This window comes from Idiomarina xiamenensis 10-D-4, assembly GCF_000299895.1.
GTDB classification, from domain to species: Bacteria; Pseudomonadota; Gammaproteobacteria; order Enterobacterales; family Alteromonadaceae; genus Idiomarina; species Idiomarina xiamenensis.
This window is the reverse complement of the sequence record NZ_AMRG01000001.1, coordinates 77,760-98,587: the sequence shown is the minus strand read 5'-3', so window position 1 is coordinate 98,587 and position 20,828 is coordinate 77,760. Positions and strand designations below refer to the sequence as shown.

The 20,828-nt window shown below is 50.0% G+C and carries 17 protein-coding genes; 3 read left to right on the top strand and 14 right to left on the bottom strand.

The window, feature by feature from the left end:
• Positions 1–65: 65 nt before the first annotated feature.
• The 5 genes from rpoD to A10D4_RS00425 all read right to left on the bottom strand — a co-directional run bounded on the left by rpoD (position 66) and on the right by A10D4_RS00425 (position 5,729).
• Positions 66–1,910, bottom strand: coding sequence for an RNA polymerase sigma factor RpoD (gene rpoD, locus A10D4_RS00445; protein WP_008487016.1), 1,845 nt, complete (start codon positions 1,908–1,910; stop codon positions 66–68).
• Positions 1,911–2,077: 167 nt separating this feature from the next.
• On the bottom strand, positions 2,078–3,835 hold the full coding sequence (dnaG, locus tag A10D4_RS00440; protein WP_008487015.1) for a DNA primase: 1,758 nt from the start codon (positions 3,833–3,835) through the stop codon (positions 2,078–2,080).
• A 173-nt stretch (positions 3,836–4,008) separates the two neighbouring features.
• Complete coding sequence (rpsU, locus tag A10D4_RS00435; protein ID WP_006954239.1) at positions 4,009–4,224, bottom strand: 30S ribosomal protein S21; 216 nt, start codon at positions 4,222–4,224, stop codon at positions 4,009–4,011.
• A gap of 114 nt (positions 4,225–4,338) precedes the next feature.
• On the bottom strand, positions 4,339–4,965 hold the full coding sequence (locus tag A10D4_RS00430) for a YuxH family protein (protein WP_008487013.1): 627 nt from the start codon (positions 4,963–4,965) through the stop codon (positions 4,339–4,341).
• Positions 4,959–5,729, bottom strand: a complete 771-nt coding sequence (locus tag A10D4_RS00425; RefSeq protein WP_008487011.1) for a PilZ domain-containing protein — start codon at positions 5,727–5,729, stop codon at positions 4,959–4,961. The genes A10D4_RS00430 and A10D4_RS00425 overlap by 7 nt, the downstream gene beginning before the upstream one ends.
• 753 nt (positions 5,730–6,482) lie before the next feature.
• Between A10D4_RS00425 and A10D4_RS00420 the strand changes: the two genes are divergently transcribed.
• Complete coding sequence (locus A10D4_RS00420; RefSeq protein WP_008487010.1) at positions 6,483–9,764, top strand: serine/threonine-protein kinase; 3,282 nt, start codon at positions 6,483–6,485, stop codon at positions 9,762–9,764.
• On the opposite strand, the gene A10D4_RS00415 is transcribed toward A10D4_RS00420, so the two are convergent.
• The gene (locus A10D4_RS00415) at positions 9,761–10,114 is read right to left on the bottom strand and encodes a hypothetical protein (RefSeq protein ID WP_008487009.1); all 354 of its coding nucleotides are present in this window, start codon (positions 10,112–10,114) and stop codon (positions 9,761–9,763) included. The genes A10D4_RS00420 and A10D4_RS00415 overlap by 4 nt on opposite strands.
• A 119-nt stretch (positions 10,115–10,233) precedes the next feature.
• Between A10D4_RS00415 and A10D4_RS00410 the strand changes: the two genes are divergently transcribed.
• Positions 10,234–10,872: a MarC family protein gene (locus A10D4_RS00410; protein ID WP_008487008.1), complete on the top strand. Its 639-nt coding sequence runs from the start codon at positions 10,234–10,236 to the stop codon at positions 10,870–10,872.
• A 46-nt stretch (positions 10,873–10,918) separates the two neighbouring features.
• On the opposite strand, the gene tgt is transcribed toward A10D4_RS00410, so the two are convergent.
• Positions 10,919–12,034 (bottom strand): tRNA guanosine(34) transglycosylase Tgt, encoded by a 1,116-nt coding sequence (gene tgt / locus A10D4_RS00405; RefSeq protein ID WP_008487007.1) that lies wholly within the window; start codon positions 12,032–12,034, stop codon positions 10,919–10,921.
• A 217-nt stretch (positions 12,035–12,251) separates the two neighbouring features.
• Between tgt and A10D4_RS00400 the strand changes: the two genes are divergently transcribed.
• Positions 12,252–13,193, top strand: a complete 942-nt coding sequence (locus A10D4_RS00400; protein WP_008487006.1) for an NAD(P)H-dependent flavin oxidoreductase — start codon at positions 12,252–12,254, stop codon at positions 13,191–13,193.
• A gap of 10 nt (positions 13,194–13,203) precedes the next feature.
• On the opposite strand, the gene queA is transcribed toward A10D4_RS00400, so the two are convergent.
• The 7 genes from queA to A10D4_RS00365 all read right to left on the bottom strand — a co-directional run bounded on the left by queA (position 13,204) and on the right by A10D4_RS00365 (position 20,786).
• The gene (gene queA, locus A10D4_RS00395) at positions 13,204–14,238 is read right to left on the bottom strand and encodes a tRNA preQ1(34) S-adenosylmethionine ribosyltransferase-isomerase QueA (protein WP_008487005.1); all 1,035 of its coding nucleotides are present in this window, start codon (positions 14,236–14,238) and stop codon (positions 13,204–13,206) included.
• A 207-nt stretch (positions 14,239–14,445) separates the two neighbouring features.
• Positions 14,446–15,405: a hypothetical protein gene (locus tag A10D4_RS00390; protein ID WP_008487004.1), complete on the bottom strand. Its 960-nt coding sequence runs from the start codon at positions 15,403–15,405 to the stop codon at positions 14,446–14,448.
• Between the two features lie 31 nt (positions 15,406–15,436).
• Entirely contained in the window at positions 15,437–16,135 is a 699-nt protein-coding gene (locus A10D4_RS13515) for a hypothetical protein (protein ID WP_008487002.1), read from the bottom strand.
• Positions 16,132–16,677: an RNA polymerase sigma factor gene (locus A10D4_RS00380; protein WP_008487001.1), complete on the bottom strand. Its 546-nt coding sequence runs from the start codon at positions 16,675–16,677 to the stop codon at positions 16,132–16,134. The genes A10D4_RS13515 and A10D4_RS00380 overlap by 4 nt, the downstream gene beginning before the upstream one ends.
• 126 nt (positions 16,678–16,803) lie before the next feature.
• Positions 16,804–18,072 (bottom strand): inorganic phosphate transporter, encoded by a 1,269-nt coding sequence (locus A10D4_RS00375; protein WP_008486999.1) that lies wholly within the window; start codon positions 18,070–18,072, stop codon positions 16,804–16,806.
• Between the two features lie 12 nt (positions 18,073–18,084).
• On the bottom strand, positions 18,085–18,765 hold the full coding sequence (locus A10D4_RS00370) for a TIGR00153 family protein (protein WP_008486998.1): 681 nt from the start codon (positions 18,763–18,765) through the stop codon (positions 18,085–18,087).
• An 89-nt stretch (positions 18,766–18,854) separates the two neighbouring features.
• The gene (locus A10D4_RS00365; protein ID WP_008486997.1) at positions 18,855–20,786 is read right to left on the bottom strand and encodes a methyl-accepting chemotaxis protein; all 1,932 of its coding nucleotides are present in this window, start codon (positions 20,784–20,786) and stop codon (positions 18,855–18,857) included.
• Between the last annotated feature and the right edge of the window lie 42 nt (positions 20,787–20,828).

Genomic DNA, 20,828 nt, shown 5'->3' with positions numbered 1-20,828 from the left:
CCGATTGTGAAAAAGCCCGCATAGGCAGCGGGCTTTTTTAATTACGACTGAAACGCAAGAATGTATCACTGCTCGTCTAAAAACGACTTCAATTGTTCCGAACGGCTCGGATGACGTAACTTACGTAGCGCTTTTGCTTCAATTTGACGGATCCGCTCACGGGTCACATCAAACTGTTTACCCACCTCTTCCAAGGTATGGTCGGTATTCATATCGATACCAAAGCGCATGCGTAGCACTTTCGCCTCTCGGGCGGTTAAGCCACCGAGCACGTCACGTACGGCATTGCGTAAGCTTTCTGAAGTCGCCGAATCGACCGGTAAATCGAGTGTTGTATCCTCAATAAAATCACCCAGGTGCGAATCTTCATCGTCGCCGATCGGGGTTTCCATCGAAATCGGCTCTTTCGCGATTTTTAATACCTTACGGATCTTGTCCTCGGGCATTGCCATGCGCTCGGCCAGCTCTTCGGGTAACGGCTCACGTCCCATCTCTTGCAACATCTGCCGTGAAATACGGTTGAGCTTGTTGATGGTTTCGATCATGTGCACCGGAATACGGATGGTGCGCGCTTGGTCAGCAATCGAGCGCGTGATGGCCTGACGGATCCACCAAGTTGCGTAGGTCGAAAACTTATAACCGCGACGGTATTCGAACTTATCGACCGCCTTCATCAAACCGATGTTACCCTCTTGAATCAAATCCAAGAACTGCAAACCACGGTTGGTATACTTTTTGGCGATCGAGATAACCAAACGCAGGTTGGCCTCGACCATTTCTTTCTTAGCCCGGCGAGCTTTAGCTTCACCGATCGACATGCGTCGGTTAATGTCTTTCACTTTGGCGATAGTCAGGCCGGTTTCTTCTTCGACTTCCGCCAGTTTTTTAACACAGCGCTCAATTTCGCTACGCACAGCGGCTAAGCTTTCGGCGTAACTCTCGCTGCTGTTCACTTGCTCGTCAACCCAGCTCAGATTATTCTCGTTGCCAGCAAAGGCACGCATAAATTGACGCTTAGGCATACCGCCCTGCTCAATGCTGAGCTTCATGATCAAACGCTCTTGCACACGCACGCGATGCATCATGTCACGCATATCTTTGACCAAACGGTCAAATTGCTTAGGCACCAAGCGGAATTGTTTGAACAATTCACTCAGTTCATCAATTTGTGTACGCGCTTTGGCATGATCGCGGCCATGCTTTTGAATCGCCTGACGAGTGGCTTCGTACTGGTCACGCAATTCGGTAAACTTCTGCCGTGCGAATTCTGGATCGATGCCGGTATCAGCGTCATCATCGCTGTCATCGTCATCATCATCTTCGTCTTCGTCGTCTTCTTTCAGCTGCTCGTCGGTCAGTTCAGAGCCGACGTGAGTAGCGCTGACCGGTGCCGTATCGACTTCATTCGGATCAATAAAACCAGAAATGATATCGGTCAGACGCACTTCTTCGGCTTCAAATGCATCCCACTGCTCCAACAAGAAGTTGATCGCTTCGGGGTACTCGGCAACCGAGCACTGCACCTGATTGATACCATCTTCAATACGCTTGGCGATGTCGATTTCGCCTTCGCGGGTCAACAACTCCACGGTACCCATTTCACGCATGTACATGCGTACCGGGTCAGTGGTACGACCGATTTCGCTATCGACCGACGCTAACGCCTGCGCAGCTTCTTCTGCGGCGTCTTCATCAGCCGCACTTTCACTCATCATCAACTCGTCAGCATCCGGTGCGTTTTCAAACACCTGAATCCCCATGTCATTGATCATGCGAATGATATCTTCGATCTGATCGGAATCGACGATTTCCTGCGGGAGGTGGTCGTTGACCTCTGCAAATGTCAGGTAACCCTGTTCTTTACCTTTGGCAATGAGAAGTTTTAATTGCGATTGCCGATTCTGCTGCATACAGACTTTCCACCTGTGAATAACTTTGAACGGTTCGAGAGCAAGACCGTATAGTGTATCAGAAATTGACTCAATAGGCTAGTAATTGATCGCCCTGAAAGCCTTGAGTTGTATACCTTTTGAGCGCCTTGTGGCGATGAAGTTCCAGCCTAATAACGGTTAGCTTGTTAGGCTTTTTTCCCCGCCAGGTGCTGCACTAACAGCTGATATTCCTGACGTTCCTGTTTACTTAAAGATGAGGACGATTTCTCTTTTTGCAAGAGTTGATTGGCGCGTTGTTCAACATAGCGGTCGATCAAATAGACGAAAATGTCTTCAAATTCCGCCTGAATACCGTCGTTATCCATACCGTGCTGCCACACCGCTAAGCGTTGTAGCGCTTTGCTATGCTCTGATTCACGCCACTGTTCGAGTAACTGCGCGGTGCTATAACTGCGACTGGCGGTTTGTCGATGCAACGCCAGCAGTAAATCGACCCCCGGCATTTGTAAATCAGCCAGTTGCTCTTGCACCGCAATCGCCTGCCCAAGTTGCGGATACTGCACCAGTAGTGCAATGGCACGTCGCATCGGCGTCATTTTTAACGCTTGCGGTGCGTAGCGCGATTGTTGCGGGCGTTGAAAGTGCGAATTTAACTGCGAAGTCTCACGGCCGAGTAATTGCGCCAGACGTTCTAACATTAATTCGCGATAAAACTCGCTCGCGACCCGCTCGATCAGCGGCTTGGCTTGTTTAAGCAAGTTCGACTTACCGGCGTCATTGGCTAACGACATGTCTAAGCTGTCAATTAAATGGCCGAAAAAATAGTCGGTAAAGCTTTGCGCACCTTGTAAGCGTTGCGAGAACTTTTGCTGTCCTTCTTGACGCACCAACGAGTCAGGATCTTCGCCGTCAGGCAAAAATAGAAAGGCTAACTCAAGTCCATCTTTTAATAGCGGCAAGGCGTTTTCTAGCGCACGCCAAGCGGCATCGCGCCCCGCTCTATCACCGTCGTAGCAACACACCACTCGACTGGTGGCGCGAAACAGCATTTGTAGTTGCTCGGTGGTGGTCGCCGTGCCCAACGACGCTACGGCATAATCAATACCGTGCTGAGCTAATGCCACCACGTCCATATAGCCCTCGACGATCACCGCTTGCGGTAATTGCCGATGCGCTTGACGCGCCTCATAAAAGCCAAACAGTTCGCGGCCTTTATGGAAAATACGGGTCTCTGGCGAGTTTAAATACTTGGGTCCATCGCCTTCTAGAATACGACCACCAAAGCCGACCACCCGACCACGCCGATCACGAATGGGGAACATAATACGGTCGCGGAAAAAGTCATACTCACGGCCTTGGTCGTTACGGTTGATCAATTTTAGATCGCGCAATTGTGTCCGCGCTGCCGATTTTTGGCCAAAGGTACTGAGCACGCCATCCCACTGTGGCGGCGCGTAACCGATTTGAAATTGTTTAACGATGTCGCCACTTAGGCCGCGACCTTTCAAATAGTCGATCACTCGTGCTGAATTTTCATGGTGACGTAATTGATGCGAAAAATAGCGCGCCACTTGCTGCATCTGCGCATAATCATCGGCGGCTTGCGCACGTTGCTGGGCTGATTTTTGCGGGTTAGCGGTTTGCTCGCGCGGTACCTCAAGCCCCAACAACGAGGCCAACTCTTCGACTGCATCGGGGAACTCAAGGCCATCGTACTCCATGATAAAGTCGATGGCATTGCCATGCGCACCACAACCAAAACAATGATAGAACTGCTTATCGGCACTGACCGTAAATGAAGGCGTTTTTTCGTTATGAAACGGGCAACAGGCCTGATGATTTTTACCCGCTTTTTTAAGTGGCACACGGCTATCGACCACCTCGACAATATCGGCGCGGTCTAGTAAGTCATGAATAAAGGATTTCGGGATCAAGCCAGCCATAGCCCATCGATTGTATGTGGTTAAAGATGTCTTGCCAATCAAACAGCAACAAAAAAAGCCGCGATGGTTGCCTATTGGCAAACCCATGACGGCTTTTTATCAAGCTTTCAGCTTATCGGCTAAGTTTAACGAAAACCTTGCGGCTTAAACGTTAACGAAACGATGTCAGAGTCTTAGTAAAGACGTGTGCGACGAGCGTTTTCGCGAGCCAGTTTTTTAGCGTGACGCTTAACTGCTGCAGCTTTTTTACGCTTGCGCTCAGCAGTTGGTTTTTCATAGTGCTCACGACGACGTACTTCTGACAGTACGCCAGCTTTTTCGCATGAACGCTTGAAGCGACGCAGAGCCACGTCAAACGGTTCGTTTTCTTTTACTTTAACTACTGGCATTAAAAAATCACCTCGGAATAAAAACGGTTGCTTTGGTTAAATTTTAACCAGACTAAATAAATTTGGTGCTGAATTGTAGCGATTGAAATAACACCTGTAAAGCCCTTTTATCGATCAAATCCGATCTGCCGCGATCATCCCCTGTTCACTCAATGAGGCTTCGAGCGGTAATGGCTTGGCCGGATGGATAAAATAATCGACGCCGAGCGTGCGGCAGCTTTCGGCGCTAAGGTCATCGACTTGGCAGTGTGCCATGATTTGACAACGGTGGTGCTTCAATTCTGCAATCTGACGCACCAATTGTACACCAGTTACACGTTGCGCGTCGACCTCGACTACCGCCGCGAGCCGATAAAACGGTTCCCAGCAGCAATACTTTTCGTGCGCCGATAACGCGATTTGGTAGCCTTTATCGGCTAACCGTTGACAGGCGGTTAACAACGCCGCTGAAGGTGAGCGTTCGGTTAATAGTGTAATGACCACTTGCGAGCTTGGTAATAGCTCAGGCAGGCCCTGTACGATACCTGATTCGGTAAAATTCAAGAATACGCGCTTGTTATCAGCGATAACCTGTAATCGTTCACTAATAACACGACACAAGCGAGCCTTTTCGCTTGCCGCTAAACAAGGAAAGCTACGCCGATCTTCACCGCGAAAGTAAACCTGATAAGCCACGGTTTGTCCGTCACCGCTAACTATCGGCTGGCGACACATGCGCTGTAACAGTGCACCAACTAACATAACGACAAATCAGCGGATAATTTCGGTGATAAGCGCTGTTCGGCGGCTTTTAATAAGTGCTTGAGTTGCCGCGAATGTAGCACGAGTTGATTAACTACGTCGCTAAAGTCATCCATGCCACCGTGTAGCTCGATGCCAAAATGCAGATTATCCTGCTGACGCTCTCGGCAGCTACGTAACTCGCCAACTAAGTAGGTTAACGGCTGCTGTTGGTCATCGGCGTATGCGGTAAGTTCTACCGCTTGCCCTGGCTCCGGTAAAACCGTTTCGAGATCTTCACGAAGACAACTAAAGCCCAAGCCACCCGCTGAAATATCGGTGATCAGGCCATTCAGTAACGCTGGCTTTGCTGCATCCTCATGCATCTCGACATCGTCGCTAGCGACCTCACGAACAAAAGACAACTCAGCTTTTAATTCAATCTCTAAGCGCGGCGAGCGCCGAAGATTTTGCACTTCAACACGATTGGGATAACTTAAAAACAGTAATTTTCGGGGATAAGGTACGGTGCTTAAATAGCTGCAAACACCGGCGGCCACTTCACCGCTGGGTAGTAGTGTACGCACAATGACCATCGGCGCATCGACTAATAGGTTTTGTAATTCATGCCAATTGATATTACGCGCTAATTCAAAGACTAAATATTCTTGTTGCCGCTGACCAATAAGCTGCGCCTTAAGCTTAATTTTTCGAGTGTTTAAACTTACTTCTAGTTCGACGCTACTGTCCGCGCTAACGCGAGCAAAAATATCATTATTCCACATAATAAAGAGCCTCTGCGCTGGCGATGTTGTTATTAAATAAGCAGACTAGAGGCCGAGTGAAAAAGTGGGGTAGCGGCTTGCAAGGCTAAAGGCTGGTGAGTCAATCTTACAAGAGCTCCGCCACCCCAATACAGGTCAAAACGATTAACCAACACTCAGGCATCAGTATAACAGCAAGTTTTATACCAACAACAACTTAAATGGATTTTGCCGTTATTTATGGATATTTCGTCACTGATAGCGACACGTTCACAAAAATTGACGTCAATCGACGTTAATTGACGTCAACCATTTGCAATTCGTTAGCTAACTCAACATACTTGGCGTTATTCGGCTTCACCCATTAAACTCAGTAGCGTGGCTTAGGTGATCTCGCATTGCTGGAAAATTAAAAATAGTTGGCACTTCACTATTTGCGCCTCGCCGCCGATATCGTTAACAGCTAAACCGCTAGGGAAGGAGCGAATAAGTCTATGGTCACTCAGCGAGTCCTGAAGTATGCAGTTGCAAGGCAGGGTTGGCAGGTAATGGCAATCGTCCTTGCCAACAAGCCGAACACCGCAAATGCGTGCTTCAGGATTCGCCCTGCGGGGCATACCGCCAAGCACCTACTCGTCGTTGGGCTTTTTTGACTTAACCCATTAGGCCTGCAAAAGACCGCCTTGATTAGTTACTTGGCGGTATGCCTGAGCGACCATAGACTTATTCGCTCCTTCCCTAGCTAACTATAAAAATAACCAGAAGACTTTAACTGTGAACGACAACGAGCAAACCATTTTACCCGGGCAAGATAATCCTGACCGAGGCGACACGCCGCGGCATAGCTTTCCCTATTCCATCAATGCTCGTTATAGCTGTTTAGAATTATTGGGTCGCGGTGGTAGCGGCGCGGTTTATCGTGCTCGCGATAATAAGCTGCAACGTGATGTCGCGATAAAGTTTATTAATACCGACCAACGTCTGGCACGCGATCGTTTTATTAGCGAAGCACGCTTACTGGCTAAATTGGAACATGATCGTATTTGCCGTGTATATGAAGTCGCCGAGGAAGGGCCTGCATTATACATGGTCATGCAGTATGTGGCGGGCGCCACACTCAACGATTGGCGCACGTTGTTAACCACACGGCAATTGGTTGAAGCCATTCAGCAAGTGGCCGCCGGTGTTGCCGCAGTGCATCAACAGGGCGTTATCCACCGCGACATCAAACCGGCCAACATCGCATTAACCACCGATAACCAGCAAGGTGTTAAAGCGGTATTATTGGACTTTGGTATTGCTAGCGATATTAGTAACGCCACACTCGGCGTGCATGCCGGCCAGGGTAGCCTGTTTTATATGGCACCGGAGCAAGCCAAACTGGACCCGCAACAAATCACCCCTGCCGCCGATGTTTATAGTCTGGGCGCTACGCTCTATTTCTTATTGAGTGGTGAGCCGGTATTGGCAAGTCGCCGCACTACCGTGGCGCGCGCCGAATTATCCCAAGACAACATTATTCCACTGCAACAACTTTGCCCTAAGTTGCCCGACGATTTGGCCCAAGTGGTGATGCATTGTTTGCAACGCGATCCCACTAAACGCTACCAAAGTGCACAGCAGCTAGCAGACGATTTGCAACGCTGGCTCAACCATCAGCCGGTGTCGTTGATCCGTAGCCCCGCTTATCGTATTGCCAAATGGTACCGTCGTTCACCCGCGGCGGGCGTGATGATCACCGGTTTGAGTTTGGTGTTAATCGCTGCGCTGGTGTTGTTCGCCTATTACCAGCAACAAGTCGGGGTACGTGAATTGCGTTTGCAGCGCTTCACCGAGCAAGTCAAAAACATCGAAGCTGAAGTACGTTTTATTCGTATGAGCCCGATGACTTATATTGAAGACGATATGCGCCAACTCAGCCGACGCGCCGAACAGTTTGCCGCACAAGCAGTCAACGACAGTGATTTCTTTGCCGGCCCAGCTTGGTATGCCGCAGGCCGTACCTTTTATAGCTTGGGTCGTTTTAACGATGCTTATCACGCCTTACAACAAGCGTGGCAATCGGACTATCAGAACCCCAATGCCGCCCTGTATTTAGCCTTAACGCATAGCGAGCTGTATCAGCAAGGCCAGCAGTTTGCCGCTAGCATACAAAACCCCAGTGAGCGTGAGAGGTATCTCCAACAACTACAAGATGAGCATCAACAACCTGCACTAAGCCTGCTACAGCGAATGAGTGAGGGTTCACAAAGTGAGAGTATACCGAGAAGTTATTTAAGAGCCGTAGCAGCCTATTTAAACGATGACTTGAACGCTGCCGACAGTATTTTGCAGCAAGCTCGCGACATTCCCACCTGGTTTTACGAAGCCGAACGCTTAGCCGCAACGCTGGATTATCAGCGAGCGATTATTGCCAGTAACGTCGACGATATTGACAATATTAACAAATTCTATGAGGCAGCTAAGGAGCATTACCAAGCATTAGAAAACGTCGCTCCGAACTATACTAGCGTGTACTTAGAGCATGCCTCGCTGACAACTAACTTAGCCGCTTGGTTTTTAAAAATGTCGGGTGATGTAACACCTTATATACAAGCCGTTGAGCATTTGGTGCAACAAGCATCAGAGCAGCGCGCTACAAAACCCGAGCTATGGGCAGCCAAATCACAACTGGTTACCATTAAAGCACAGCTTAAAAATATTCAATCAGAATCAACTCTGAGCTTATTTGCCTTAGCCTTATCGCAAGCAGAAAAAGCTTATCGATTGTCAGTACACGACTCGAGCCAGCGTGACAACATACGCTTGCAGCTATTGAGTATGTTAAGGGATTTAATCAGACAGTTTGAACGCGATGGGTTACCACTTGAGAGTTTAGTCGCGCGCTTTCGAGCTGTCGCTGCCGATGTACCGAAGCATCAGCAGGACATTTATTTCTACTACAACAACGCCGTCGTTTATCAATCACTGGCTATTAGTGAATTAAAAACTAACGGAGATACGGAACTCGCCTCGCATTACTTGGAGCGAACTCGGTACTGGTTTGAGTCAGCCATAAATAGTCATCCAGAGCGTAGCGGACTTTATTTGAATTACGCAAATTTTCTAACGCGCGCCTCGTCATACCTCTCACATTCTATGGCACTTGACTTGCTTCATGTCGCACAACAAACCATTGATATCGGTTTAACTTTCACACCAGATTCATGGGCAGCCTGGTATTTCAAGGGCGCTGTTCATGACGAGCTAGCTAAGTTTGATAATTTAATGGGCATCAGTTCAGACGTTCATTATAAAACATCTTTAAGCGCCTACGAGAAAGCTAAGGCGCTAAATCCTGAGTCGCTCTTTCCGATACAGGCTATTCTATCTCCATTAATTTACCGCGGCATTTATTTGGATAGTAGCCAAGCGGCTTTAAAGCAAGTGCAGCAGCAAATCGCTATACATCAAACACGTTTAGCTAAGCGAATAGAGGAGCGTACCGACGACAACATTTCTAATCATTTCTACTTATTAGGGGTAGTCGGCAATTTTATGCTCGCGCAATGCCAACAGCAGCATTTTGAATTACCCGATATGGCGCTACAACTGGTGAGTGAAGACGAGCTAAATAATCCAAATATTGCTAATAGCCTTTTTATTAGCGTAAGTGCTATTGAATTCTATTTAAATTCATCGCAAAGGCCGCAAATTAATCGTCGTATGCAGCATCGGGTATCGATGTCCAATGCATCTGCTCGAGCTGCAAGCATTTTGCCACAAGGTGCTTACGCGTTAGCAGGTTTAAGTCAGTATGTAGTAAGTCCCTCTCAAGCTTCGATTGATGCATATGAAGATGCAATACAGCATTATCGAGCACAAATTCAAAGTACCAATGTCGACGGTATAATCATGTTCGATTTACTTCGTTTTATGCATAAGAAAATCATGCAAGAGCGGCCAGATGATAAACAATTAGAGGCCATTTTTCAGCAATGGTTGAGGCAGCCACCACAAGTAGAAATTAAGGGGCAAGGCTATAGCCCTGCCACCTTAAATGAGTTGCTAAATTAAACTTTAACGCCTAAATCACCACGCGCATCGGGCTCGCCAACCGGCTTCATGCCCTCTTGATAGCCGCTATCGTCATCAATACCGTGAACGACAAAGTTGTACTCGCGTGACTCTTTATCTTCGGCAAATTCGCTAGCCGCAATCACTACGCTATCGTTTGGGCCAACACGATGTACTAAACGATCAACGTTATGAGACTCATTGTAGCCTTGCACATGGACATGTGCGTCTTTATCGGCATGATTGGTAAATTTGATCGTACCGCTATAAGCCACCAGTTTACCGTCGGGGTATTCCAGCGCAAAACTTGGTGGGATAACGACTTCAATTTGATCTTTTGCTACAGACATTTAGGCTCTCCTTCGGATTTATTTATCTTTCTTCTCACCAGCCTCTTTACACTCTATGGTGTTCACGGCTTAATAGCCAGTACTATCGACTAGTTTTGTGACACCGTCAGGACAAGGACATGTTAGATCTGTTTTTATTTCAATTTACCTCGCTGTTTACCATGATCAATCCGATTGCAGCGATTCCGATTTACATTGCCTTGACCGATACCCTAACGCCTAAGGCAGCGCGCTGGGTAGCCATGCGCGCGGCGGTGACGGCGGCGATTGCGCTATGCGTGTTTGCCCTGATTGGTAATGCCATCTTTAGCTTTTTCTCGATATCGGTGAACGGCTTACGCGTGGCTGGCGGCGTGCTGTTTTTTATTATGGGCTTTGAGATGTTACGTGGCCGCACAGTGCCCAAACGGGTTGACGGTGAAAGCGATAGTGACTTTGGCTCTGACGCCGCAGTAACGCCGCTGGGTATTCCCATGATTGCCGGTCCCGGCGCCATCACTATGGTGATTTTGATCATGCAGGAAAGCCCGCAAACAACTAACACTATTAGCTTGATGGCGGCGATTATTGTGGTCTGTGCGCTGACCGCAGTGATCTTGTCGTTTGGTAAGCAAATGCTGGCAAAGCTGGGCCGTAGCGGCAGTAAAATTTTGATGCGGCTGATGGGCTTAATCGTCATGCTGATTGCCGTGGAGTTCTTTTTCGCCGGCATTAAGCCTTATCTGGTCGACATTCTACGTGCAGCGAATGCAGCCTAAGCGCTAACGCTCAAGCTGCTCTTCGCCAACGGCATCAGCCTAACCATCATGTCAGCGGTGGCACCGGTAAGTCACGTTTGGCGTAAAACTCAGCGACATGCTGGTCAAAACGTCCGGCTTCGATAGCGTCACGCATGTCTTGCATAACTTTCTGGTAAAAACGTAGATTATGAATGGTATTTAAGCGCGCCCCCAGAATCTCATTGGTCTTATCCAAGTGATGTAAGTATGCACGTGAATAGTTTTTACAGGTGTAGCAATCACACTCCGGGTCCAATGGCCCGGTGTCACTACGATGTACGGCATTGCGGATCTTCACCACGCCGCTGCTAATAAACAAGTGACCGTTACGCGCATTACGGGTTGGCATCACACAGTCGAACATATCAACACCACGGCGCACCGCTTCGACTAAGTCTTCAGGTTTACCCACGCCCATCAAGTAACGCGGTTTGTCGGTCGGCATTTGCGGCGCCGTATGCGACAAAATGCGCATCATATCTTGTTTCGGCTCGCCTACCGACAGGCCACCAATGGCGTAGCCATCAAAACCGATGTCGGTCAGACCTTTTAACGAAATATCGCGTAACTCTTCATACATGCCGCCCTGGATAATACCGAACAACGCTGCCGGGTTATCGGCATGCGCGTCTTTTGAGCGTTGTGCCCAACGCAGTGACAATTCCATCGAGTCACGGGCTTGCTTTTGCGTTGCTGGATGCGGTGTACACTCGTCAAAAATCATGACTATATCGGCACCTAATTCACGTTGTACCTGCATCGACTTTTCCGGCGTTAATAAGATTTTCTCGCCGTTAATGGGTGAACGGAAAGTAGCACCCTGTTCCGAAATTTTACGTAACTCGCCAAGGCTAAAAACCTGAAAGCCACCAGAGTCGGTCAGAATCGGCTTTTGCCAGTTCATAAAGTCGTGTAAATCACCGTGCTCACGAATGATTTGTGTACCCGGCCGTAACATCAGGTGAAAGGTGTTACCCAAGCAAATGTGCGCGCCAGTGGCTTCCACTTCTTCCGGTGTCATGCCTTTTACCGTACCGACGGTGCCTACCGGCATAAAAGCTGGCGTTTCTACCACACCACGTTCAAAAACCATGCGCCCACGACGCGCATTGCCATCATTGTTCAGAAGTTCAAATTTCATCGTATCGTTACTTATGTCACTGCTGAGTTATGCAACTCGGGTTAAAAGACGGAAAAACAGTCCGATTTGGCGCGCAGTATAGCATTGTCAGACGAGGCTGACTGCGATCAATTGACAGGACTGGTCAGAGCAGTCGCGAAAGGGTAGCATGAGGCTATCGCCACTTGTCGCCGAATCAGCAGACGGCGCCAAATCACATCGTTAAAAGGAAAAGATTATGGCTTTGCCAGAGAGTTTTCGTGGACGCTTACGTTTACCCGTGGTCGCTGCACCGATGTTCTTGGTGTCATCACCGGAGCTAGTTATCGAGGGCTGTCGCAGCGGTGTCATCGGTACCCTACCGGCATTGAACTTTCGCACGAGCGAGCAGTTTGAACAAGCGCTGCAGTTATTTCACGACAAGTTAGATGACAGCCACGCGCCTTGGGGCGTGAACCTGATCATGCACGAAAGCAATACACGCTTGGAAGAAGACCTTGCCCTGCTTGAAAAATACCAAGCGCCGTTGGTGATTACCTCGCTAGGCATTAACGAAGCGGTGATCAAACGCGTGCAAGCCTGGGGCGGTGTGGTGTTTCATGATATTGCCATGCTCCGCCATGCGCAAAAAGCCGCTGCCGCTGGGGTCGACGGTATCATTGCGGTAGCCGGTGGCGCCGGTGGTCACGCTGGCGTTATCAATCCGTTTGCCTTAGTTAAAGAAATCCGCAGCTTTTTTGACGGCACATTGTTATTAGCCGGTGCCATCTCGCAAGGCGAACAGATTTTGGCGGCACAACTGTTGGGCGCAGACTTAGCTTATTTAGGCACGCGTTTTATCGTCGCCAACGAAAGCTGGGCCGCACCGGAATATAAGCAAATGGTTACCGAGACCAGCAGTAGCGATATTGTTTACACATCAGCCGTTAGCGGCGTCGGTGCCAACTTTATGGCCCCTAGTCTGGCGCAAGCCGGATTAGACCCGAAGGCGCTTGCACTGAAGCCATTTGGCGGCAAACTTAAAGACCTGCAAGACGAAGCCAAGGCTTGGAAGAACATTTGGTCAGCCGGTCAAGGCGTCGGTAGCATCAAGCAAACCGCGCCCATCGCTGAGATTGTCGGACAATTAGAGAAGGAATATCAGCAGGCCTTTCGTCACGCCGACGATTTGCGCCCGTAAGTTCAGCGGATTAACCGATAAACATGGCGTCGCCATAACTGAAGAAGCGGTAGCGTTCACGCACCGCTTCGGCATAGGCCGCCATTACCGCATCGTAGCCAGCAAACGCCGAAACCAACATGATCAGGGTGGATTCGGGCAGATGGAAGTTAGTGATCATGGCATCCACCACGGCAAACTCATAGCCGGGATAAATGAAAATATCGGTGTCAGCAAAATAGGGTTGTAACGCTTGCCCTTTCGCAGCGGCATCTTTCGCTGCCGATTCCAGCGAACGCACCGAGGTGGTTCCCACCGCGACTACGCGACCACCGTTAGCACGGGTAGCGTTGATCGCCGCCACCGTTTCCGCCGGTACTTCGGCATATTCGCTATGCATCTGATGTTGCTCAATGCTATCTACGCGCACCGGTTGAAAGGTGCCCGCGCCGACGTGCAACGTCACATAAGCAAAGTTAACGCCCTTCTGGCGGAGTTGCTGTAGAATATTATCGTCAAAGTGCAAGCCTGCGGTCGGTGCCGCCACCGCACCGGGTTTACGGTTATAGACGGTTTGGTAGCGCTCACGGTCGCTATGCTCGTCAGGGCGGTCAATATAAGGCGGCAAAGGCATGTGGCCGTACTGTTCTAATACCTCAAGTACCGGCTTAGGATGATTAAAGCGTAACTCGAACAAAGTCTCGTGGCGCGCCAGCATTTCTACTTCAACAGCATCTTCAAGCCACAATAACTGCCCCTCTTTGGGTGCTCGGTTGCTGCGCACATGAGCCAACACCCGGTGCTCGTCAAGCAAGCGCTCCACCAATACCTCGACTTTGCCACCACTGCGTTTTTGTCCCAATAGTCTGGCCGGGATCACGCGAGTGTCGTTAAACACCAGTAGGTCACCCGCGTTTAAACAGTCGATAATGTCTTTGAAGTGGCGATGATTCACTTGCCCATCAGCGCGTTGTAAGTGCAATAAACGGCTAGCACTACGCTCGGCTTGTGGATAACGGGCGATCAATTCATCGGGCAGTTCAAAGTTGAAATCACTGACTTGCATGCGGGTTCTTACCTAACTGATTAGCTCATTTATTCGACTGGGGTGGTGACTTGAGAACCCGCTTGAGAAGCGGGTGGCTCGCGGCGGCTACAGTTTACTTGATTTTGCCATGAAGCCCAAGCGCACAAAAAAGCCCGGGTAAAAACCCGGGCGAATACTTGTACTCAGGGAGCATCTCACCTGTTGACAACCGCTCTGAATAACAGGTTAAAAGTTATACGCTTGTGCCTGCTTAAATAGATCACTGGCGTCACTTCTTCCCTGACAATTCATTAACTGTGACTTACTCACGATATATACACGCTCGTAATTATCGCCCGAATCCGGCTGCCGCAGACCATCCACAATGACACTGATCTGTTCATCGTCTGGTAGACTTCGCAGAGTTACCCCATAGTCACATAATACTTGTCCCATGGTTTGCTCAAAGCTGCCTAGCAGCTGCTGCTGTTGCTGCTGATGTTGTTTAACCAGTTCAGCGGTTTGCTGACGATTCTTTTGCTCTAACGCCTTGATTTGTTCCGCGTTCGCTTGCAGTTGCTGGTCGAGTTGTTGTTGTTGCTGCTGCAACTCGTCTAACTCGGCCTGTCTAGCCGCCTTATCTTGCTCACTGGCGCGGCGCAACTCAAAAGCTAAATCGCGTTGTTGCCGGCTGACTTCGCGTAATTCCCATGATAGGTCACGAGCATCGTCGGATAGTTCTCGAATTTGCTCACGCAATTGCCGCTGTTCATCACTCATACGCGCATCGAACAATCCGCTACGACGCATGCCTTCAATCGCCGTTTGCGCCGAGGCCATGGCTTCGCCGATCATGCTTTCAAACTCAGCCGAATCTAAATCAATATCGATGTCGGCGCGGATTTTTGAGATGGGTGGCACCGGCGGAACTGGCACATTCAAACCGCCAAAACCGACACCCGGTAGACGCACCCGATAAACCACACCTTGTCCGGCTAAATAGCTGTAGTTTAGGTCGGCAAACCGGCGCACCTCACCCTCGTTTTGACTAAATGCGGTGCGCATGATGTTAGTCATAATATGCAACTGACTACGTAGTTCGCTGTATGCCGCCACAGCCGGTTCGGCGGCGGAGGCTTGGTCAGCTAACGCCACAGAGCCACTCAGTAGGGTTGCCAGGCTAATCGCTAAATAGTGTTTGTTCATGGTCACAACTCCTCTAACTCGGTTCGCTAAGTCAGTCTTCAAGTTCAGTAGCGCTTTGTTTATTATCACGTGGCGGTTGGTAGCCGATAGGCTGGTCGGGTATGGTTTCTTTTAACTGACGCAACTGATAGGCATAGAACACCTGATCATCTTCGCGTTGTTCGTTCACATACTTAATTAAGTCAGCAAAGTCTTCACGTCGCTCTTGCCGCCCTGTCGCCAGGACGTAGCTGGCTAGCTGAGTGGTCGAGTCTTGCATATCTTGACGAATGTCCTGACGCAAATCAGCAACCTGCTGCTGCAAGTGTTGTTGTTGTTCGGCGGCCAAGCTGGCGACCCGCTGATCGACTAACTGTTGCAGTTGTTCAGCCTGTATCGCACCACCGAAGGCAATGCGTAACTGCTGGTCTTGCACGCTCACTTGCACGTTCAACAACACTAAACAGACCGCCAGTAACGAACAAGCCAAGGCCGTCATTGATAACCCTGTGCCCTGCCACCAGCGCGTTCCGCTCGGCTTGACTGGCACGCTGTAGCTTTGTCGTGGTGACCACGCCGGCACCGGCTCTGGCTGCCAACTATCGGCTGCCTGTTGCAGTTGCTGGAACTGCTGCATAAGTTTTGCTAACTCCGGCTCGTGCTGTTCTAAGTCACGTTGCAGTTGGTCACTCTCGCTAGCCGATAACTCGCCATCTAACCAACGTTCAAATGCTTGTTGCCAGTTATTCATGACTCCCCCTCTAATAACTGCTTTAACTTATCAGCACCGCTGTATAAGCGAGACTTTACAGTGTTCAACGATGTGCCGGTGCGCTGCGCTATGTCGGTTAAGGTTAGCTGCTGAAAGAACTTCATCTCTAACACTTGCCGTTGCGCCAATGGTATTTGCTGTAATGCCGCAACTAAGCGGCGGCCCTGTTGTTGCTGGCTGTATACTTGCTCTGGCTGATGCCAATCACAATCGCTACGCGGCTCCTCGCTGTCATCCAAGCCCTGCTGCTCACGCCGGCGTCGATAAAACTCGACGCAGCGGTGATGGGCAATAGTCATTAACCAGCTTTTAAATTGGCTTTCGCCGCGCCAACCGGCCAAGTTTCGGCACACCGCCATAAAGGTGTCCTGCATGATGTCGCGGGCGTCATCAGGGTTGGAGACCATGCGTAACGCATAGTTATAAACCAAGCCGTCGTAACGCTTGACTAGCTTGTCCCAGGCGCGCGCTTTGCCGGCTAAGGCGGCGCTGACTAATTTGCTATCGCTTGCTGCTAACACAAAACACGTTCCTCGTGATTTTGCCGTTATAGTCGATGATGCCGCAGAAAAAGTTTGGCGGATAGATAAAAAAAAGCCCGGGCGCTGCCCGGGCTTAGTCTATCGCTAGCTGATAACGCCAAGCGCTTACACGCCAAACGCCGCCTTGATGATATAAAAGAAGATGATCGACATGATGGCGCCCGCCGGTAGCGTGACTACCCAAGAAACCACGATGTTACGCACGACGCCTAAGTTGAGGGCGGCGATACCACGTGCCATGCCCACACCTAACACCGCACCCACCAAAGTTTGCGTAGTCGAGATAGGTAACCCGGTGCCCGATGCCAACACCACCGTCGATGCCGCGGCTAACTCAGCGGCAAAACCTCGGCTGGGTGTGAGATGGGTAATACCTTTACCAATGGTGGCAATCACGCGATGCCCAAAAATAGCCAAACCAGCGACAATGCCAACGCCCCCTAGCGGCAAGATCCACCAAGCCATTTTTGCTGAGCTGGAAATTTCACCACCGCTGGACACCACACTGACCACAGCAGCCACCGGGCCAATGGCATTGGCAACGTCGTTAGAGCCATGTGCGAACGCCATACAACAGGCGGTCACCACCATCAACACCGCGAATACTTTTTCGACGTTAGTGTAATGCATGTTACGGTCGGCTGAGGGATCGAACTTCAAGCGCGAAATGGCAGCTTTACCAATAAAGAATACCAGCACCGCAATCGCCAGCGACCATAACCAGCCTTCAACCAAGGTCAAATGTAAACCAACGTGCTTTAAGCCCTTGGTGATGGTAACCAATGACAGTACCAGACCTGCAAAACCCATATAAAAGGGCACATAGCGTTGTGCCATTTTTAATGGGTTATCTCGGTCAAAAATCAATTTTTGCGCGCTCATGAAGATCAAGTAGGCGATGAAGCCCGATATCGCCGGGGTCACTATCCAGCTACCCACGATACTGCCAACTTTACCCCATGATACCGAATCAACGCTGATACCGACCGCGGCAAAGCCGACAATCGCACCCACGATAGAGTGCGTGGTCGACACGGGCCAGCCCAAGTACGAGGCAAACAGCAACCAAAAACCAGCCGCTAACAACGAGGCAATCATACCGAACACCAGCAAATCAGGCGAATCAATAAAATAAGCCGAATCAATGATGCCTTTACGGATAGTCGCGGTGACTTCGCCGCCAGCTAAGTAAGCACCGGCGAACTCGAATATCATGGCGATAAAAATCGCTTGTTTAATGGTTAATGCTTTAGAGCCGACCGACGTGCCCATCGCATTTGCGACATCGTTAGCGCCGATACCCCACGCCATAAAAAAGCCAAAGATGGCCGCTAGCGCGATGAGGATCACGCCATAAGAAGTTAAAATATCCATCAAATGCCCCGCTTAAACTCGTGCCAACATTAGCTCAAAGCGGTTACCAACCCGCTCTGAAAGATCAGCTAAATCACCGACCCAGTCGATGATACGGTAAAGGAACATGGCATCCAGCGGTGGCATTTCATGCTCCAACTTACGCACTTTGCGGCGCAGTTGTACTTGTAGTTGGTCGGTATCTTGTTCGATGGCGTCCAGCTCGGCAATCATATTATTAACCAGCTCGCGCTCACGGCCACGGAAGCCCGTCTCTAACAAGTCGTCAAACTCACTGATAGTTTCACGCGCCTTACTGGCGGCGTCGATACAGCGGTTTAAATAAGCATCAAAATCGGTAACCAAGGTTTCCGGTAGCTGTAACTCACGCCCCATGACCAAGCCAGAAATATCTTTTGCTTTGTTAGCGATACGGTCTTGTTGCGAAACCAACTCTAATAAATCGGTACGTTCCACCGGCATGAACAAACCACCGGGCAAGTTAATACGGATTTTGCGTTTCATGTCATCAGCTTGTTTCTCTTTGCTAACGACGTCGGCGCGCGCTTGTTCAGCGGCCGCCCAGTCGCCTTTATAAACAGCGGCAAAGAATGGCTTTAGCGCTTCCGCACAATCATGTACTAATTCGATATGCTCGATCATCGGTTTTATCGGTGATTTAGCGAACACACCTAAAAAAGAGTTTACTGACATATGTGGTTACCTGTTTTATTAGGCTGTCTGTTTTTACCGCGCGAATAGTATCGAAAAGGGCTACGCTTGGAAACCTCTTAGCAACGACTTTATTGTTGACTAAATGTCAGTTCGATACGGCTAGTTTGTGTATTGACGGCCTCTTCGACTCGCGCCAGTTGTTTTGCCGCAGCGACCAATTTATCTACCATAACACTCATTTGCTCTGCAAAATCATGTACATGCTGACTTTGCTCAGTGACTAAGCCATGCGCTTGCTGGGCCTCACTGGCCGAATGCTGGGCCTGGTGGGCTACCTCGTTTGCGTTGTTGGCTAACTGTTTTGCTACACTTAATTGTTCATCACTACTGGCTTCCATATCACTGATGGTCGCCTCGATAGTGGCTGTTGCCGTACTCAGCTCAGTCAACATCGGTTTGATATCATCCAGCGACTGCTGGGTTTTTTGTGCTAGTTTTCGCACTTCATCGGCAACCACCGAAAACCCACGCCCCTGTTCGCCAGCTCTGGCCGATTCAATCGCGGCATTTAACGCTAATAGATTGGTTTGCTCAGCAATGGTGGCAATAACCGTTAAAATTTGCCCCACCGCTTGCACCGATTGTTCCAGTTCGGTTAGTGCCTGTCGCCCTTGATTCACGACGCTGGCTACCTGCTGTGCTTGCTGTTGCATGGAGCTTACGCGTTGTCCACTGTGGTGCATGGTTTGCTTGGTGCTCTCGGCGTTGTGTTGCAACTGCTCCGAAGCGGCGTTTAACTGTTCAGTTAACTGTAGCAGGTTATCTAATTGCTGCTGCGAACTTTGCGCGGCACCAACGGTTTGCTGAGACTGTTGCTGAATGCGTTTAAGTTCACTGGTAATTTCGCGTAAGGCATCGGTGACGACACGCATTTGCTCTTGCTTGAGTTGCTCTTGTTGCGCTAACGAATCGAGTAATTGATTAAAATAGCGCGCGATCTCGCCCATTTCAGTGGCGCGGTCGGCGCCGGGTAATGCTTGCAACTGCTGGTATTGCAGCAAGTTAGCCATGGCATCACGTAAACCGCGCAGCGGCCGCAACACTAAGCCGCGCATGGCTAGCCAGCTCAACAGCGCCAGTACTGGCAACAATAGCACTAACGGCAGTAGCATCCACTGCAACCGCTGCAACATATCGGCCTGCCGCGCCACCAGCGTATCCTCGGCACCACCAACGGCCTGCTGGATCTGGGTCAAATCACTTTGTATCGCGGTGAATCCCTGACGACGTTCGTTGACCGATGTTTCGGTGGTATCGAGCTCGCGCGTATAGCGCTGACTTAAGCTCAATAACTCGGCGCGGATCTCTTCGCCGATGTCTTTCGGTTCGCGCTGCACTAAGGAGAACATAGCCGCCTCGGCACTATCTTCGCTAATGCCCAACAAGGGTAACGCTTGTAACTGTTGAGCCGCGGCCTGCAGCGGTTGTAACGCGGCCACCACCGAATCGCGCTCGGCGTCAGCAAATAAATAAGCTTCGCGAGCGTGTATCAATTGTGTCAGCGCTAAAGTCATGTCGCTAGCTACGGCCAAATAGCGTGGTGCCGGTGCCGCGTTTTGCTGTAACCCGCGCTCGGCATAGTCGATTAAGCTAGAAATGTAGTCGCTTAATTGCCGTTCGGCGTTGATTAGCAGGGCCGCTTCGTTACCAGCCAGTTTGCCCAGCGCGCGGTAACGTTGTTGAGCGTTAGTGGTAAAGCGTTCGATGGCGGCTTGAATAGGTTGAGCCAAATCGTCGTGTAAGGCTGGCAAGCGTTGCTGCTTTACCTTATCGAGTAGGCTCAAAGCTTGATTGAGATTGATGGTGTTGCCACTTTGCAAATAAGCCGAGACTTCGGTGGCTACTGCCACCACCGCCTCTGACTTGAGGCGCTGATACTGGCGACTTTCTAGCTCCATGGCTTGCAGCTGAGTGTACGCCCAAATTAAGGCGCCGATAAATACCGCGCTAAAGGCAAACAATACAGCCGCCGACAGGCGACTATAAACAGACACGCGCATAACCACTCCAACCGTTGCAATGCGCGCCTATGCTACGGCAAA

What these genes read in the sequence shown, in the direction of transcription:
- A10D4_RS00415 (WP_008487009.1), bottom strand. Translation starts at nt 10,114, where the DNA reads ATGTCTGTAGCAAAAGATCAAATTGAAGTCGTTATCCCACCAAGTTTT.
- dnaG (WP_008487015.1), bottom strand. Translation starts at nt 3,835, where the DNA reads ATGGCTGGCTTGATCCCGAAATCCTTTATTCATGACTTACTAGACCGC.
- A10D4_RS00430 (WP_008487013.1), bottom strand. Translation starts at nt 4,965, where the DNA reads ATGTTAGTTGGTGCACTGTTACAGCGCATGTGTCGCCAGCCGATAGTT.
- queA (WP_008487005.1), bottom strand. Translation starts at nt 14,238, where the DNA reads ATGCAAGTCAGTGATTTCAACTTTGAACTGCCCGATGAATTGATCGCC.
- A10D4_RS00365 (WP_008486997.1), bottom strand. Translation starts at nt 20,786, where the DNA reads ATGCGCGTGTCTGTTTATAGTCGCCTGTCGGCGGCTGTATTGTTTGCC.
- A10D4_RS00370 (WP_008486998.1), bottom strand. Translation starts at nt 18,765, where the DNA reads ATGTCAGTAAACTCTTTTTTAGGTGTGTTCGCTAAATCACCGATAAAA.
- tgt (WP_008487007.1), bottom strand. Translation starts at nt 12,034, where the DNA reads ATGAAATTTGAACTTCTGAACAATGATGGCAATGCGCGTCGTGGGCGC.
- A10D4_RS00425 (WP_008487011.1), bottom strand. Translation starts at nt 5,729, where the DNA reads ATGTGGAATAATGATATTTTTGCTCGCGTTAGCGCGGACAGTAGCGTC.
- rpsU (WP_006954239.1), bottom strand. Translation starts at nt 4,224, where the DNA reads ATGCCAGTAGTTAAAGTAAAAGAAAACGAACCGTTTGACGTGGCTCTG.
- A10D4_RS00375 (WP_008486999.1), bottom strand. Translation starts at nt 18,072, where the DNA reads ATGGATATTTTAACTTCTTATGGCGTGATCCTCATCGCGCTAGCGGCC.
- A10D4_RS00410 (WP_008487008.1), top strand. Translation starts at nt 10,234, where the DNA reads ATGTTAGATCTGTTTTTATTTCAATTTACCTCGCTGTTTACCATGATC.
- rpoD (WP_008487016.1), bottom strand. Translation starts at nt 1,910, where the DNA reads ATGCAGCAGAATCGGCAATCGCAATTAAAACTTCTCATTGCCAAAGGT.
- A10D4_RS00400 (WP_008487006.1), top strand. Translation starts at nt 12,252, where the DNA reads ATGGCTTTGCCAGAGAGTTTTCGTGGACGCTTACGTTTACCCGTGGTC.
- A10D4_RS00390 (WP_008487004.1), bottom strand. Translation starts at nt 15,405, where the DNA reads ATGAACAAACACTATTTAGCGATTAGCCTGGCAACCCTACTGAGTGGC.
- A10D4_RS13515 (WP_008487002.1), bottom strand. Translation starts at nt 16,135, where the DNA reads ATGAATAACTGGCAACAAGCATTTGAACGTTGGTTAGATGGCGAGTTA.